This window comes from Polymorphobacter multimanifer, from assembly GCF_014205635.1.
Classification (GTDB): Bacteria; Pseudomonadota; Alphaproteobacteria; order Sphingomonadales; family Sphingomonadaceae; genus Sandarakinorhabdus; species Sandarakinorhabdus multimanifer.
The window spans coordinates 47,400-62,831 of the sequence record NZ_JACIIV010000015.1 but is presented as its reverse complement, the minus strand read 5'-3'; the positions used below and the strand labels follow the sequence as shown (position 1 = coordinate 62,831).

The following is a 15,432-nucleotide window of genomic DNA, read 5'->3' as shown; positions in this document are numbered from 1 at the left end:
ACATTGTGACCGCCGGCCCGCCAACAAGATGGCAGGGGAACGGCAGGATCGGAGAGCGATGCGCAGCACGATCAGGGAGGTTTCGGCTGCCGCAGGCGTTTCGGTGACGACGGTATCGCGGGTGCTCAACAACGAGCCCTATGTGAAGCCGGCGACGCGGCGCCGTGTCGAGGAGGCCATTGCCCGGCTGGATTTCCGGCCGAGCGTTGCCGCGCGCGCATTGGCCGGGCAGCGATCCTTCCAGATCGCGCTGCTGTACGACAATCCCAGTCCCTATTACATCTACAGCATCCAGACCGGCGCCCGAGCGCACTGCATCGAACGCGGCTTTCGCGTGGTCTTTCAGGAATGCGACGTGACCTCGGCGGACCTGGCGCGCGACATTGCCGGGCTGCTTGCCGAGACCCATCTCGACGGTGTCATCCTGTCCCCGCCGGTATCCGATTCGGCCGAGGTGATTGCGGCGCTGCAACGCAGCAACCTGCCGTTTGTCCGGATCGCGCCGGGCGGGTCGCTCGATATCTCGCCGCGCGTGTTCATCGATGATGAAGCGGCGGCGGAGAGGATTACCGACCATCTGGTCGGGCTTGGCCATCGCCGCATCGGCTTCATCATCGGCCATCCCGACCATGTCGCCAGCAACCAGCGGCTGACGGGGTTTCGGCGGGCGCTGGCCCGACACGGCATCGCGGAGGAGGCCGAACTGATCCAGCAGGGGCTGTTCGATTTCACGTCGGGGCATGCCGCCGGGCGGCGCATGCTGACGATGGCGCGGCGCCCGTCGGCGATCTTTGCCAGCAACGACGACATGGGCGCTGGCGTGCTGACCGCCGCGCATGAACTCGGGCTGGCAGTGCCGGGCGACATCGCCATCGCCGGGTTCGACGATACCGACCTTGCCCGGCTGGTATGGCCGCCGCTGACAACGATCAGGCAGCCCACGCGCGAGCTCGCCCATGCCGCTGCCAAGATGCTCATCGATGCCACCGATACTGGTGGGCAGCAGCTCGATTTCGAGCTGGTGATACGCGGATCGACAGTCGCGCAACAGCGCCTAAAATCTTGAAAACACACATGTAACAGAAACTTCTTGACAGATAAGCGCTGTCCATCCACTTTTCTGGTAACGTTTCCATAAAGAGGAACGTGAGGGGAGTGATCGTGGGACGGCAAGGTGCTTCATGGCTGATCGCGCGCCCGCTGGCGGCCGCAGCGCTCGCGCTTTCCGTCGGCGCGTGCGCGGTTTCCGCCCACGCGGCGGGGGCAGCGCCCTTGTCTGCCGTCGCGGATCCCGCGACCTGGCCGGCGCTGCAGCCGCCGCTTGCGGTCGATCCGGCGATCGAGCGGCGGATCGATGCCTTGCTGGCCGCGATGACGACCGAGCAGAAGGTCGGCCAGATCATCCAGGGCGATCTCGCCAGCATCACGCCGCAGGATGTTTACGATTATCACCTCGGATCGGTGTTCAACGGTGGAAATTCCAGCCCCGGCAACGATGAATTCGCCCCCGCCTCGGCATGGCTGAAGGCGGCGGATGCCTTTTACGATGCGTCGATGCGGCCGAACGGCAAGCTGGTGCGCATTCCCTCGATCTGGGGCAGCGATGCTGTCCATGGTCACAACAATATCGTCGGCGCCACGCTGTTTCCGCACAATATCGCGCTCGGCGCGACGCGCGACCCCGAGCTCGTGCGCCGCATCGGCGCGGCGACGGCGCTCGAGATGCGCGTCACCGGGCTCGACTGGACCTTTGCGCCGACGCTGACGGTCGTGCGCGATGATCGCTGGGGCCGCACCTATGAGGGGTTCGGCGAGGACCCGGCGATCACCGCGAGTTTTGCCGGCCCGCTGGTCGAGGGGTTGCAGGGCCGCATCGGCGACAAGGACTGGCTGCGCGGCGCCCGCATCATCGCCACCGCCAAGCATTTCGTTGGCGATGGCGGCACCACCGGCGGCAAGGACCAGGGCGACACGCTGGCCAGCGAAGCCGAGCTGCGCACGGTATATGCCGCCGGCTATCCGGCCGCACTCCAGGCCGGCGTGCAGGTGGTGATGGCGTCGTTTTCGAGCTGGAACGGCGTCAAGCTGCACGGCAATGCGTCGTTGCTGACCGGCGTGCTGAAGGACCGGTGGAAGTTCGATGGCTTCATCGTCGGGGACTGGAACGGCCATGGCCAGGTGCCGGGCTGCACCGTCGACCATTGCGCCGCCTCGGTGCGCGCCGGGCTCGACATCTTCATGGCGCCGGACAGCTGGAAGGGGCTCTGGCACAATACCCTTGCCGATGTGAAAAGCGGTGCGCTGCCGATGGCGCGGCTCGACGATGCGGTGCGCCGGGTGCTGCGGGTCAAGCTGCGTGCTGGAGTGTTCGAGGCCGGGCGGCCATCGACGCGGCCGTTCGCCGGGGACTGGTCGAGGCTCGCATCGCCCGAGCACCGGGCGCTGGCGCGCGAAGCGGTGCGCAAATCGCTGGTGCTGCTGAAGAACAACGACGGCGTGCTGCCGCTGAGGCCGGGCGCGCGCATCCTGGTGGCCGGTGATGGAGCCGACAATGTTGCCAAGCAGGCCGGCGGCTGGACGCTGACCTGGCAGGGGACGGGGACCAGGCCCGAGCATTTTCCCAACGCCCAGTCGATCTGGCGCGGCATCGAGGAGGCCGTTGCGGCGGGGGGCGGCAGCGCCACCCTGTCGACCGATGGCAGCTGGAAGACGCGGCCCGATGCGGCGATCGTCGTCTTTGGTGAGGATCCCTATGCGGAGTTCCAGGGGGACCGCGCCGATGTCGCCTTCAACGACACGCGCGACACGCTGGCGATGATGCAGCGGCTGCAGCAGCAGGGCGTGCCGGTGGTGGCGGTGTTCCTTTCGGGACGGCCATTGTGGGTGAACCGCGAGATCAATGCGGCAACGGCGTTTGTCGCCGCATGGCTGCCGGGATCGGAGGGTGGCGGCGTTGCCGACCTGCTGTTCGGCAAGAGCGACTTCAGCGGCACCCTGCCATATTCCTGGCCGCGCCGTGCCGACCAGGTTGTCCTCAACAAGGGCGATGCGGGCTATGATCCGCTGTTCGCGCTCGGCTTCGGCCGGACGCTGGCGACGGCGGGCAACCTTGGAGCCTTGCCGGAGGACGGCCCGAGCGCCGACCGCGCCGCGCCGGGCACGCTGTTCACCGCCGGGCGTGCCGCCGGGGGACGGCAATTGTTCATCGCCACCGATGGCATGGCGCCGCAGAGCGTGGAGCTGGCGGCGACACTGCCATCCTTGCAGGCGCGCGCCGCCGACCGCAGCGCGCAGGAGGATTCGCGGCGCTTCACCTGGACCGGGCCGGCGATGGCGAGCGTGCTGATCCGCGAGCCCGCCGGGCGTGACCTGCAGCGCGAAGCCAATGGCGAGCTGGCGCTGATCATCGACCTGCGGGTCGATGCGCCGCCGACCGCGGCGGTGCCGCTGATGATGCGATGCGGCGATGGCTGTGCCGGCAGCGTCGACGTGGCGCCGCAGCTGCGTGCTGCCGCCGGCAAGGGCTGGACACGCATCGCCGTGCCGCTGGCGCGGATCGCCGCTGCCGGCGCCGACATGGCGCGGATCGACACACCGTTCGAGCTCGGCACCGCCGGCCGGCTCGACCTGACCATTTCGGGGATCAGGATCGGATCGGCTGACGGCGCACGATAACAACAAGAAGGGGAGGATGAAGATGCAGACCTATCGGATCACAGTTGCAGCTCTGCTGCTCGCCGGCATCGCAACCCCGCTGCTGGCGCAGCAGGCGACGACCGCACAATCGGACACGCCGGCCGCCGCGGAGGACGATGCGGCAATCATCGTCACGGCCGAGCGGCGCGACCAGAATATCCAGGATGTGACCGGCGTCGTCCAGTCCCTGTCCGCGGCACAGCTACGCGCCGATGGTATTGCCGACCTGCGGCAGTTGCAGGTGGCGATCCCGGGGCTGAGCATCGCCAACCAGGAAGGCAATATCGAGATCTTCATTCGCGGCGTGGGGTCGGCGAACAATACCGAGCTCGGCGACCCGGCGGCGGCGCCGCATCTCAATGGCATCTATATCCCGCGGCCGCGCGGGCTGGGGTCGATGTTCTACGATCTCGAAAGGGTCGAGGTGAACAAGGGGCCGCAGGGGACGCTTTATGGCCGTAACGCGCTGGCGGGGACAATCAACATCATCACCGCAAGGCCACGGCTGGGCGAGACGAGCGGCTATGTGCAGGGCGAAGTCGCCAACCGCAGTTCCTATGGCTTCGAAGGCGCGCTCAACCTGCCGCTCGGGGCGACCGCGGCCGTCCGCGCCTCGGGCTTTTATGCCAACAAGGATTTCGGCTTCAGGAACGCCGCCACCGGGGCGCAGGCGCGCACCCTCGACCCGGCGGGGCTGGAGGAGAATTATGGCGGACGGCTGTCGCTGCTGTGGGAGCCGACCAGCGCGCTGTCGGTGTCGATCGTCGGCGATTATGGCAAGGAGACCGGCACCGGCTATCCTGGCGCCAACATCTTCCCCGCGGTGATTGCCACGGGCCTGCGGCCTGACCAGCTCGACTTGCGCGATGTCGTCTATCGCGGGCAGCAGGGTGTGCTCGACAACACGAACTGGGGCGTGCAGGGCAAGTTGCGCTATGATTTCGGCAGCGTGTCGGCGGAGTTCAACGCCAGCTACCGCGATGTCGACTTTTTCCAGGCCAATGCGAGCTCGGAGAGCATCAATTGGCCGGGCCGCGATCTCGACGCCATCCAGTATGACAATTTTTCGAACAACTTCTGGGAGACGCGTTCGCAGAGCCAGATCTACGAACTGCGCTTGTTTGCCGACGAGGAGTCTTCGCTGCGCTGGACGCTGGGCGGTTTCTACTTCAAGGAAGAGCAGCAGGTCGGGTTCCTGTCGCTCGCCGACCGCGGCTTCTGCTGCTATTCGGGCACCGAGTTCGTGATGCCCGAGGTGGAGGGCAAATCCTATGCCTTCTTCGCCGACACGACCTATGACGTGAGTGACCGGCTGCGGCTGTTCGGCGGCATGCGCTATACCGACGAGACCAAGTCCCGCTACGGCATCGGCGGCAATTTGGCCCTGACATTGGGCGGCGAGAACTTCGATTGCTGCATCGCCACGCGCTTCGGCACCGAGGGTTTCCGCCCGAACCTGCTCGACCGGCCCAATTTCGACCTGAGCAATGTCCAGACACCGCAGCAGGTGGCGCAGTTCCTGATCGAGAGCACCAAGACGCCAGGGGTGCGCGATACGCTGATCCAGCAGATCCAGACGATCGCCAACGGCACCAACCCCAATGGCACCTGCTTTACCCGCCCGGATATCGACAACGGCTTCGTGACCTGCCCGGTCAACAACCCGAGCGATCGCAACGGTGGCTTCAGCTATGCGAATCTGGGCATTCCGACGCAGCAGGTCGGCAGTGCGGCGTTCAATTATTTCGACTTCCGGCTGGGTGCCGACTTCGACCTGAGCGACGACAGCAAGGTGTATGCGAAGGTTTCGACCGGGCACAAGGCCGGCGGCTTCAACGACAGCTTCAACGGATCGACGATTCCCGAGGCATTCAACCCGGAGAAGGTGGTCGTTTATGAAATCGGGTCGCGCAATGTCTTCGAACTCGACGGCCGCCGATCGGTCTTCAATCTGACCGGATTCTGGTATGACTACAGCGATCAGGTGTTCCAGGACCTGACCTGCATCAATCTCGACCAGACGCAGGTGCCGCCGGTGTGCAACGGTTATTCGCTGGTGAACCGCAACATCGGGTCGTCGCGGATCCGCGGCTTCGAGCTGGAGACGCGGTTTTCGCTGCCGGCGCGGATCGGCCTCGATTTCAACCTGACCTATCTCGATACCAAGGTCACCAGCGGTATCGTCGCCGATGCGCGCGGGCAGGATTTCGGCGCTGGCGGCAACTCGCCGTTGATCGACCTGAGCGGCAACCGGCTGCCGCTGGCCTCGCGGTGGAACGTCAACGCCCGGATCCAGCAGGCGATCGGTCTCGGCAGCGGCACCTTCGACTGGCAGGCGCTGGTCAATTATCGATCGGCGTTCTTCCTGTCGCAGTTCAACGAGCGCGACGTGGTGTTTCTGGATGGCACGCGCCAGACGTCGCTCGAGGTCGGGTTTCCGGACGAGCAGAAGGCGTTTGCCACCGTCAACATCGCGGCGGGCTATACGATCGACAATTACCGGATCGAGGCCTGGGCATCGAACCTGTTCGATGTGCAGGCGTCACAGAAGGCGCTTGTCGGATCGTCGCTGAACATCCGTTTCCTCAACGATGCCCGCACGTTCGGGCTTCGCGGGCGGGTGACCTTCTAGCCAGTGCAAGCCCCCCGCCACCCGGCGGGGGTTTCGACTCCGCCACCGTGCCGCTACGCAAGACGCGCAACGGCTTGAAGGATCCGCATGGCCCTCGCACCTGCCTCGACTTCGCTCGCGTCCCACGACGACACCCCCGCCGACCTGCGGTGGTTCGTCTTTGCGCTGTTCTTCATCTTCGGCGGCATCACCAGCCTCAACGATGTGCTGATCCCCAAGCTGAAATCGCTGTTCACGCTCGACTATGCCGAGGTGATGCTGGTGCAGTCGGCGTTCTTCGCCGCCTATTTCCTGGTGTCGCTGCCGGCGGCGGCGATCGTGCGGCGGATCGGCTACATGCGGACCGCGGCACTCGGGTTGGTGACGATGACGGCGGGGTGCCTGATGTTCATCCCGGCGTCGGTGAGCGCGGTTTTTCCGGCGTTCCTCGCCGCACTGTTCGTGCTGGCGAGTGGCGTCACCATCGTCCAGGTTGTCGCCAACCCGTTGATTTCGATGTTGGGGCGCGCCGAGACCGTGCACAGCCGGTTGACCTTCGCCCAGGCCTTCAATGCGCTCGGCACGACGGTGTTTCCATTTTTCGGCGCCCGGCTGATCCTGGGATCGCTGCCCGACATCGATCCGGCGGCGCTCGATGCCGCAGCGCTGGCGACGCTGCGCGCGCAGGAGACCGGCGTCATCGTGACGACCTATCTCGGCATCGCTGCGGCGCTGGTGATCGTGGCAGTTGCGGTCTGGCTGCGCCGCGATCGGCTTGCCGAAACGCCGGTGCCGAGGATCTCGATGTTCGCGGCGTTCGACCTGCTGAAGCGGCCCCGCTTTGCGCTCGGGGCGCTGGCGATCTTCGTCTATGTCGGCGCCGAAGTCTCGATCGGCAGCCTGCTCGCCAATTTCCTGATGCAGGCCGATACGCTGGCGGTGGCGGCGCAATCGGCGGGCGAACTGATCGCCTTCTACTGGGGCGGCGCCATGATTGGCCGCTTCATCGGCGCAGGCCTGTTGCGGCGGTTCGAGCCGGCGCTGGTGCTGTGCGCCTTTGCCGTGGGCGCCGGGCTGCTGCTCCTGACCTCGGCCAACACCGTCGGGCTTGTTGCCGGCTGGTCGCTGATCGCCATCGGCCTGATGAACTCGATCATGTTCCCGACGATCTTCAGCCTGGCGTCCGAAGGCCTTGGCACGCGCGCCGCCGAAGGGTCGGGGATCATCTGCATGGCGATCGTCGGTGGCGCGATCGTGCCGCTGGTCACCGGGGTGGCGGCCGATGGGCTGGGGTTGCGCGCGGCGCTGTTCGTGCCGCTGGCCTGTTATGTCTATATCGCCGGCTTTGCCCTCGCGACACGGCGACTGACACCGCAATGAGGAAGGCGGCATGAGGGCGGCGGCATGAGGATGGGGGCGGGGGAGGGTGGCCGCGAGATCGTTGCCGTCGACATCGGCGGCACGCATGCACGTTTTGCCATCGCCACCATCAGCGCCGGGCGCGTCCTCGTGCTGCGCGACGAGCATCGCTTCAAATGCGCCGACGATCCGGGCTTCGCCGCCAGCTGGGCGCGCTATGCCGGCGTGATCGGCCGGCCACTGCCGTCGGCGGCGGCGATCGCGGTGGCCGGGCCTGTCAGCGGCGAGACGATCGAGCTCGTAAACAATCCCTGGGTGCTGCAGCGTTCATGCCTCGCCGCCGAGATCGGCGTTCGCACGGTCCATCTGATCAACGACTTCGCTGCGGTGGCGCATGCCGTCGCCCAGGCTCCCGCAGACCGATTCCAGCCGATCTGCGGCCCCGACCGCGACCTGCCGCCCGACGGGTGCATTTCGGTGATCGGCCCTGGCACCGGGCTCGGCGTGGCCTGCCTTGCGCAATGGCCGGGCCGCTACGAGATCCTGGTGTCGGAGGGCGGGCACAGCAGCTTTGCCGTGCGCGACGACGAGGACGCGGCGCTTGCATCACAGCTGCGCCGGCACTTCGGACGGGTCTCAGCGGAGCGCGTCGTGTCCGGACCGGGGCTGCGGCACATCTTCCGGGCGTTGGCGCCCGATGCGGCGAGCGGCGATGTTCCGGATGATGCGGCGCTCTGGCAGCGTGCCATTGCAGGGCACGACACGCGGCACGCCCGCGCGCTCGATCGGTTCTGCCTGTGCCTCGGGGCCTTTGCCGGCGACATGGCGCTTGTCCAGGGTGCTGCCGGCGTGGTCCTTGCCGGCAGCCTTGCCAATCGGCTGCTCGGCCATGGCGCGCTTGCCTCTTTCTCTCGCGGTTTCATCGACAAGGGCCGGTTTTCCGCGGCGATGGCGGACATGCCGGTCCGGCTGCTGACGGATGCCGAACCCGGGCTTTTCGGTGCCGCAGCGGCCTTTGCCTCGTTGCACCAGGCAGGGTGAAGCGCCTGTCAGTCGGCCTCGGGAACCACATCCACCTCGACCTTGATCGCCTGCTTGCCGGGGGCAAGGATGATGCCGTCGATCGGCGCCACATCGGAATAGTCGCGTCCGGTGGCAAGCACGACATGATCGTTGAGCGCCGGCACCGCATTGGTCGGATCGAGCCCGATCCAGCCGCTTTCACCGCACCACAGCGCGATCCAGGCATGGGTGGCGTCGGCGCCTTCCAGCCGCGGCCTTCCTGGTGGCGGATTGGTGCGCAGATAGCCGCTGACATAGGCGGCAGGCAGCCCGAGCCCGCGCAGCCCGGCGATCATGATATGTGCGAAATCCTGGCAAACGCCGCTGCGCGCCTCGAACGCCTCGATGGCAGGGGTGGAGACGGTGGTGGTGTCGGGATCATAGGTGAAATCCCGGTGGATGCGCACCATCAGATCGCAGGCGGCCTCGATGATCGGGCGGCCGGCCAGGAAACTGGCCCGGGCATAATCGGTGATCGCCCCCACGCACGGTGTCCGACGTGTCGGATAGAGATAGGCGGCCGGCCCATCCGCCCCCAGTTGCCGGGTGCCGAAGGCCGCGACACGCACCGCCTCCCACGCCGGCGCGGCCGAGGGCAGCCGCTCGGGAGCATGCACGTCGACCCGCGACCGGGCCTCGATCACCAGCTGGTCGTGCGGCCGGTCGAGGATGATCGTCCGCGTCGTCTCGCCGAACGGCCCTTGCCCGACCAGCAGGCGCAGCGGCGTGGGCGAGATGCACACCGCGCTTTCGATGAGGGTCTGCGTGGCCGAGGATACCGGCGTCAGCCGCAGCATGCACCGCGCGAACCCCACCGGCTTGCCATAGTCATAGGTCGTCCGGTGGCGGATGGTGTAGATCATCCGAGACCCGAGAGCTTGATCGTGGGCACCGCCTTGGCACCCTGCAGGAAGTAGCGGTCGGCAATCACGCCCGACAGGTGCAGCAGCGTCGCCTCGAAATGTGCGATCCGCTCGATGGTAAGGCTCGCCGCTTCGCTGGTCTCTATCTCGGTGGAAAGCGGCAGCAGCACGCGGTGCGGCTCCTCCGGCACGCCGTCGTCGAGCAGCGTCGGCAGTTTCGCCAGATGATCCTTCAGCGTCAGCACCTGGAACGCCAGCGACCGTGTGTTGAAGCCGTCGAGCACCGCCGTGTCCCGCACCGGGATCATCGACAGGCCGACAAGATAGCGGGCGCGGTAGGTGATCTGGCTGTCGACCAGATCGAGCAACAGGTCGAGGTCGTCGGTCGTCGCGGCCTCATGCGCGAAGGTGCGCGCCATGCGGCAGGCGTTGATCCCGCGCTCGATGCGGCGGCCCATGTCGAGAAACCGCCAGCCGGCATCGCGGTTGATGTTTTCCTGCGCCAGCCCCGAGAGCGCTGCAAGGACCTGCAGCGCCCGCTCGACCTGCCCGAGCGCCTCGGCTTCCGAGCGCGGCATCGGCCAGGTGGCGGCAAGCTCGGTCTCGAGGCCGAGCAGCAGGGTCCAGAAGTCGGCCGAAAGCCGCTCGCGCATGCTCGCCGCCGTTCGCCGCGCGGCGCGGACCAGCCGAATGACCGAGCCATCGGCATCCTCGTCGCGAAGCGTGCTGACCGTTGCCTCCAGCGAGCCGCTTCCGAGGGCGTCTTCGTCGAGCGCGCCCCAGCCCACGAGCAGCGTCTGCAGCCCCTCCAGTGTTTCGCCGCTGCCGTGGATGGCCGTTTCGGTGACCATCAGGCTGGTGCACAGGCTGCGCGCCAGCCGCAATGTCGCCTCGGCGCGCTCGAGGTATCGCCCGAGCCAGAACAGATTGTCGGCCGCCCGGCTCGGCAGCGTGCCGGCCACCCGCCGGATCTTCACATCGTCATGGCTGGCGAGCAGCGTTGCGCCTTCCACCGGCTTGTCGTCGAGCACCCAGACATCGGCCGTGCGCGCGCCCTCGCCCATCGACACGGCGCGCGCGTCGGGGCGCTCCGAGGTCCGGCAGAAGCCACCGGGCATGATGCGGAAGCCATCGGGCGTCCACGCCGCATAGACCCTGAGCACGAAGGGAGCGGCTTCCAGCCGGTCGCCGCGCAGCACCGGCATGGTCGAAAGCCGCACCACCTCCTGCCCGACATGGTCGCCCGGGCGGTCGCGAAGCCAAGCGCTGACCGACTCGCGGTCTTCCACCGACAGATCGGCGATGAGCCGTGACCGGCTGCACTGGCCCGCCGAGGCATTGAACGCCGGGCCGACGACGAGCCGGCTCAGATTGTCCTCGACATATTTCTGCTCTGCCGGCTGGCCGCACCACCAGGTCGCGACATTGGGCAGCTTCAATGTTTCGCCCAGCATGATGCGGCAGAGCTTGGGCATGAAGCCGAGCAGCGCCTTCGATTCCATCACGCCGGTGCCGGGCATGTTGACCATCGCCACCCCGCCTTCGCGGATTGCCTCGAGGATGCCGGGAACACCGAGTTGCGAGGCGCCGTTGAGTTCGAGCGGATCGAGATAATCGGCATCGACCCGCCGCAGGATGACATCGGCGCGCTTCAGGCCGGCGATGGTGCGCAGATAAACCTTGCCGTCGCGCGCCAAGAGATCGTCGCCTTCGACCAGCAGCAAGCCCAGGTAGCGTGCCAGCTGCGCCTGGCCGAAATAGGTTTCGCTGAACGGCCCCGGGGTGAGCAGGCAGATGCGCGGGTCGCTGCGCTGGGCGCTTGCCGACAGCCCCTTGCGCATGCCGTCGAAGAAGGGCGCGAGCCGCTGGACGTTCATGCGGTTGTAGAGGGCAGGGTAGGCGCGCGACAGCACCAGCCGATTCTCGAGCGCATAGCCGGCGCCCGAGGGCGCCTGGGTGCGATCATCGAGCACCCACCAGCGCCCGTCCGGGCCGCGCCCGAGATCGCAGGCATAGAGCGGCATGTGGCGCCCGCCGGGCGGCTCGACGCCGCGCATGGCGCGCACGAAATCGACGCTTCCGGTCAGCGCCGCAGCGGGCAGGGCGCCGCTTTCGACCAGCTTCGCCTCGCCGTAGATGTCCTGCAGGATCGCCTCGATGAGCGTCGCGCGCTGCTCCACGCCGGCGGCGATCGCCGCCCATTCGCGATGCCCCAGGATCAATGGCAGCGGGTTGACCGGCCAGATGCGCTCATTTTCCTCGCCATAGACGCGGTAGGTCACCCCGGTATCGCGGATGTGCCGCGTCGCCACCGAGAAGCGGCTCCGCGATTCCGCCTCGGGGTATTCGGCAAAGCCGGCCAGCAGCTCCAGCCAGTCGGCACGCGGGCGGCGCATCACGTCGAAAAGCTCGTCGGGCACGCCCGGCAGCATCTGGTAATCGCGCAGCCAGCCCGAAAGCCGCGCTGCTGCTTCCGGCCCGAGATCGGATTGCGGGCGTGCCGTTACTGCCTCAATTCCCATGCGCGCGCCGCAGGTCCAGCGTCATCGGGAACTCCGCTGTCCGTTCGGACACCGGCGGCTTGATGATGCCGGGGGTATGGCCATGCTCGTCGAAGCGCGCCTTGCGCCGTGCCTGTGCCTCATAGGCGTTGACGGGAAAGGTATCGTAGCTGCGCCCGCCCGGATGGGTGACGTGATAGACGCAGCCGCCGATCGAGCGGTTGTGCGCCCGGTCGATGACGTCAAAGGTCAGCGGTGCATCGACGGGCCGCGTCGGGTGCAGCCCGCTGTGGAGCTTCCACGCCTTGTAACGCACCCCGGCGACCGCCTCCATCGAGGTCTCGGTCGGCGTCATCGGCAGCATCCGGCCATTGCAGGTGATGATGTGGCGCTCGGGGTTGAAGCCCTCGGCGCGAACCTGCAGGCGCTCGACCGAGGCATCGACGAAGCGCACCGTGCCGGAGCCCGTGCTCTCTTCGCCCATCACATGCCAGGGTTCGAGGGCATGGCGCAGTTCGAGCGACACAGGGCCATATTGGACGCGGCCGTGCACCGGGAAGCGGAAGGCGCGCTGCGCCTCGAACCATTGGCTGTCGAATGCGTAGCCGGCGCCGCCGAGGTCGGCGAGCACGTCCTTGAAGTCGTTCCAGACGAAGTGCGGCAGCATGAAGCGATCGTGCAGCCCGGTGCCCCAGCGCACCAGCGGCCCGCTTTGCGGCTGGCGCCAGAACCAGGCGATCAGCGCCCGGATGAGCAACTGCTGCGAAAGGCTCATCCGCGCATCCGGCGGCATCTCGAAGCTGCGGAACTCGACCAGCCCGAGCCGTCCCGTCGGGCCGTCGGGGGAATAGAGCTTGTCGATGCAGATCTCGGTGCGGTGGGTGTTGCCGCTGACATCGGTGAGCAGGTTGCGCAGCAGCCGGTCAACCAGCCACGGCGCCGGGCGCCTCGCCTTCGGCCCCGGGATCATCCCGAGCGCGATCTCCAGCTCGTACAAGGCATCGTGCCGGGCCTCGTCGACTCGCGGCGCCTGGCTCGTCGGCCCGACGAACAGCCCGGCGAACAGATAGGAAAGCGACGGGTGGCGCTGCCAGTAGATCAACAGGCTCTTCAACACATCGGGTCGGCGCAGGAACGGCGAATCCGCCGGGCTGGCACCGCCGACCACCACATGCGCGCCGCCGCCCGTCCCGGTATGGCGCCCGTCGATCATGAACTTGTCGGCGCCCAGCCGTGTGGCCCGGGCATCTTCGTACACGCCGTTGGTGATCTCCACCGCCTCGCGCCACGATGACGCCGGCTGGACATTGACCTCGATGACCCCGGGATCGGGGGTCACCTTCAGCACCCCGAGCCGCGCGTCCGCGGGTGGCGGGTAGCCCTCGATCCGCACCGGCAGCGCCTCGGCCGCCACCGCCAGATGCGCGACCAGCTCGAGATAATCCTCGAGCCGCGCGATGGGTGGCATGAACACGTAGAGCATGCCGTCGCGCGCCTCGATGTTGAGCGCCGTGCGCACCACCGGCGGCTTGCGGCGCGTGCGCTTCGGTGGCGGTGCCGGCGGCAGCGCGCTGAAATCGGGCAGCGGTCCGCGCTCGGCATAGGGATCGAGCGGCACGATATGCGGATAGTCTTTGGGGTCGAGCGCCGGCAATGTGTCGAGCGGCAGCCGCAGCCCGAGCGGCGAATCGCCGGGGATGACGAACAGCCCCTCGCGGGTGAACGTCCAAGCCTCGCTTACCCAGCCCTCGCCCTCGGCCTTGCCGAAGGTGCGGCGCAGCGGCAGCACATAGCCGATGGTCTTCGACAGCCCGCCCTGCATGGCGCGGCGCAGCCGGGTGCGCGATGCCGGATCGTCGATGGCCGACTCGTCGAGCACGAGGTTGGCGGGCAGGTCGCCTTCCGCCTTGATGAAGTGCAGCGCATCCTCGCGTGCCGGGATCACGAGCCCAGGGTCGATCCCGAGCCGCCCTGCGAGGCGCGCGATCAGCGCTTCGGCATCTGCGGTCGTCACCCCGGCCTCGACCCTCAGCGGGTCCGCCGTTGCCTCCGGCCAGATCGGCAGGCCGTCCCGCCGCCAAAAGAGCCCCAGCGCCCAGCGCGGCAGTGGCTCGCCGGGATACCATTTGCCCTGGCCGTGATGCAGCATGCCGCTGCGGCCGAACCGGTCGCGCAGCCGGTGGAGCAGTGCTTCGGCGATCATCGGCTTGGTCGGGCCCGAAGCGTCGATGTTCCACTCGTTCGATTCGAAATCGTCGATCGACACGAAGGTCGGTTCGCCGCCCATGGTCAGCCGCACATCCTGCTTCTGCAGGTCCGCCTCCACCTGCTCGCCGACACGGTCGAGGGCGTCCCAGTCGCCATTCTCGAACGGGCGGGTGATGCGGATCGGCTCCACCAGCCGCGTCACGGTTATCGAGAAGTCGAAATGGTCGGCCGGGCGGCTGGCGCCGCCGGTGATCGCTGCCGCCGATCGGTGGTGCGGCGACGCGGCAAGCGGAATATGCCCCTCTCCGCACAGCAGCCCCGATGTGGCGTCGAGTCCGATCCAGCCGGCGCCGGGGATATAGACTTCGGCCCAGGCATGAAGATCGGTGAAGTCGGTGCGCGTGCCCTGCGCACCTTCCACCGGGTCAATGTCGGCCTTGAGCTGGATGAGATAGCCCGAGACGAAGCGCGCCGCGAGGCCGAGCCTGCGGAGCAGCTGCACGAGCAGCCATGCGCTGTCGCGGCACGATCCGAGCGCCAGTGCCAGCGTTTCGTCGGGGGTCTGCACCCCCGCCTCCATGCGCACCGTATAGCCGACCTGCCGCGCGATCCGCTCGTTGACGCCGACAATGAAGTCCACCGTCGCCGCACCTTCGGGGCGAAGATCGCGCACCAGTGCTTCAAGCCCCGGGCCATCATCGTCGATCGCCAGATAGGGGGAGAGATCCTGCGCCAGCTGCGGCGGATATTCGAAAGGCAGCGACATCGCATAGGGTTCGACGAAGAAGTCGAACGGGTTGATCACCACCATCTCGGCGGTCAGGTCGACCGAAATGCTGAGCTCGGTCGTCGGCTCGGGAAAGACGATTCGCGCCAGCCAGTTGCCATGCGGATCCTGCTGCCAGTTGATGAAATGCACCGCCGGCGTGATCTTCATCGAATAGCTGGGAATCCGTGTCCTGTTGTGCGGCGCCGGCCGCAAACGAACCACATGCGGGCCGAGCATGGTCGGCTCGTCATAGCGGTACCGGGTCACATGGTTGAGGGCGGCGATGACCGACAGGATCGTTTCCAGATATCAAGAGGGAAGGGGGTATCGTAGCGAAGCGGTGGCATGGCGGCAACGAAGCCT

Annotated in this window: 8 protein-coding genes; 5 read left to right on the top strand and 3 right to left on the bottom strand. The window is 67.2% G+C overall.

Annotated features, from left to right (window positions below; genetic code table 11):
- Positions 1–58 precede the first annotated feature (58 nt).
- The 5 genes from FHS79_RS11280 (at position 59) to FHS79_RS11260 (ending at position 8,707) form a co-directional block, all read left to right on the top strand.
- The gene (locus FHS79_RS11280) at positions 59–1,066 is read left to right on the top strand and encodes a LacI family DNA-binding transcriptional regulator (RefSeq protein WP_184199788.1); all 1,008 of its coding nucleotides are present in this window, start codon (positions 59–61) and stop codon (positions 1,064–1,066) included.
- 80 nt (positions 1,067–1,146) lie between these two features.
- Complete coding sequence (locus FHS79_RS11275) at positions 1,147–3,675, top strand: glycoside hydrolase family 3 protein (RefSeq protein ID WP_341534443.1); 2,529 nt, start codon at positions 1,147–1,149, stop codon at positions 3,673–3,675.
- A 22-nt stretch (positions 3,676–3,697) separates the two neighbouring features.
- Positions 3,698–6,328: a TonB-dependent receptor gene (locus tag FHS79_RS11270; protein ID WP_207792320.1), complete on the top strand. Its 2,631-nt coding sequence runs from the start codon at positions 3,698–3,700 to the stop codon at positions 6,326–6,328.
- Positions 6,329–6,415: 87 nt separating this feature from the next.
- Entirely contained in the window at positions 6,416–7,687 is a 1,272-nt protein-coding gene (locus FHS79_RS11265) for a sugar MFS transporter (protein ID WP_184199782.1), read from the top strand.
- Between the two features lie 24 nt (positions 7,688–7,711).
- The gene (locus FHS79_RS11260) at positions 7,712–8,707 is read left to right on the top strand and encodes a glucokinase (protein WP_243452830.1); all 996 of its coding nucleotides are present in this window, start codon (positions 7,712–7,714) and stop codon (positions 8,705–8,707) included.
- A gap of 8 nt (positions 8,708–8,715) precedes the next feature.
- On the opposite strand, the gene FHS79_RS11255 is transcribed toward FHS79_RS11260, so the two are convergent.
- From FHS79_RS11255 to FHS79_RS11245, 3 genes are read right to left on the bottom strand one after another with little or no spacing between them, the layout of a single operon-like run.
- Positions 8,716–9,591 carry a transglutaminase family protein gene (locus FHS79_RS11255; protein WP_184199779.1) on the bottom strand — a complete coding sequence of 292 codons (876 nt, stop codon included), beginning with the start codon at positions 9,589–9,591 and terminating at the stop codon, positions 8,716–8,718.
- Complete coding sequence (locus FHS79_RS11250; RefSeq protein ID WP_184199776.1) at positions 9,588–12,113, bottom strand: circularly permuted type 2 ATP-grasp protein; 2,526 nt, start codon at positions 12,111–12,113, stop codon at positions 9,588–9,590. Before FHS79_RS11250 ends, FHS79_RS11255 begins: the two co-directional genes overlap by 4 nt.
- Positions 12,103–15,336, bottom strand: a complete 3,234-nt coding sequence (locus tag FHS79_RS11245; protein ID WP_424022265.1) for a transglutaminase family protein — start codon at positions 15,334–15,336, stop codon at positions 12,103–12,105. Before FHS79_RS11245 ends, FHS79_RS11250 begins: the two co-directional genes overlap by 11 nt.
- Positions 15,337–15,432: the final 96 nt, after the last annotated feature.